This is a genomic window from Neisseria sp. P0021.S005, assembly GCF_051956955.1.
The window spans coordinates 1-1,494 of sequence record NZ_JBQCWY010000725.1 but is presented as its reverse complement, the minus strand read 5'-3'; the positions used below and the strand labels follow the sequence as shown (position 1 = coordinate 1,494).

General features: G+C 37.0%; 1 protein-coding gene. It reads left to right on the top strand.

The features are described from left to right. On the top strand, positions 1-1,332 hold a 1,332-nt coding region (locus tag ACTHUE_RS18710; protein ID WP_440424156.1), incomplete at its 5' end, for a hypothetical protein. Between the last annotated feature and the right edge of the window lie 162 nt (positions 1,333-1,494).

Sequence of the window (1,494 nt, the reverse complement as noted above, 5' to 3'; positions counted from 1 at the left end):
GCTGCCGCGATGGTGGACAGCGAATGGGCAATACTGCATGGACGCAATGAACTTGCAGAACAGTTTTTATCTCAAAACACATCTAGATTTCATTATCTAGATAATTTTGGTGCAAGTCATCAATTCTTTACAGCTACTAATCGTGAATATTTAGATCAAGACCGAAATTTAAAAACATTATTTAGTACCTATACCGATAAAAACAAAAACGAAATAAATAAATTCTTGCATAGTATTCAGATTGAAAACCGTAATGCCTCAATGGATTTTAAAAGAGGAATGGAACAAGGCTATAAAGATAGCAGTAACGATGCACATAATGATCCAAAGATAATTGGGAAAGGCATAATTTCCTTGCCGAGATACGTCTATGATTCGTCTGCCAGTGATGAAGTGGGCCCACTAGACGATCAACAAATGGAGACTAACCGTATAGCCCTGCTACGTTTACAAGGGAGAGATTTTGAAGCAGGTAGAATATATGAATACAACCATGCAACCCAACAACGGTTAATGTGGTATCAATTGCCAGTAATGGAGCTAGCAGGACGTATCCCTAGTAAATTGGCTAACAAATATAAACTGTACCGCGCAGGTAAGTTATCTGCTACACAACTGGCAGCAGAAATAAAAAAACAAGCACCAATTGTTCCAAATGGAAAAGCATTTGATTTTACCAGTGGAACATTGATACCTAATCAAACCGTTAAGCTCACACAGGCACAGAATCTGTCCAATGGAACAACCCTGCCGGCAGGGACAATTGCACGACTAACAGGCAAGGGAGTGGAGGCAACTTTGCCCAATGGTAAAAATGTTAGTTATGCAGGGGTGACTGAACAAAGGGCGTTGCCTGCACCTCGTAAGTCTGATGTAAGCAAAAATACTGATAATAATAAAGTAGTTGATAATGGTAGGAAATCTAATTTTAATAAAACGCCTGATGATACAGATAAAGTATCTAATAACGCGGATAAACCTGAAAAACCTAAACGCGATCTTAATGAAATCAAAAAGCAGTACGAAAATGAAATTTCTGATATTGAAGGAATTGCAAATTACACAGGCAGAGAGGCTGAAAGTCGAGGAGGCTTAAAAGGTGCACTTGAGGAATATGCAAGAACTGGTAAGGAAGTGGGTGTTAAACATCCGTCAAACCATATCCAAAAGACAGAAAATCTTTTAAAAAAAGCAAAAAAATTAGAAAGGAAAATTAAAAACTCAACATTAAGCGATAACGATAAGCAAGCGTTATTAAATAGAATAAATCAATTCCGACAAAACATTGAGCCAGCTTTGAATGATGCAATCAGGAGGAGAGATAGCAAGTGATCACAATGAATGATATTGAAGAAATGACCAGCTACATTGCCGAGCTTATATTCGTTTTTCCTTATGATATTGAAATTGATAGAGAAAAAATTGTTGAATATAACAGGTTTAAATATGCCGAATTTCAAAAAACCAGTTCTTTTGGGGAACATCCTTATTAGG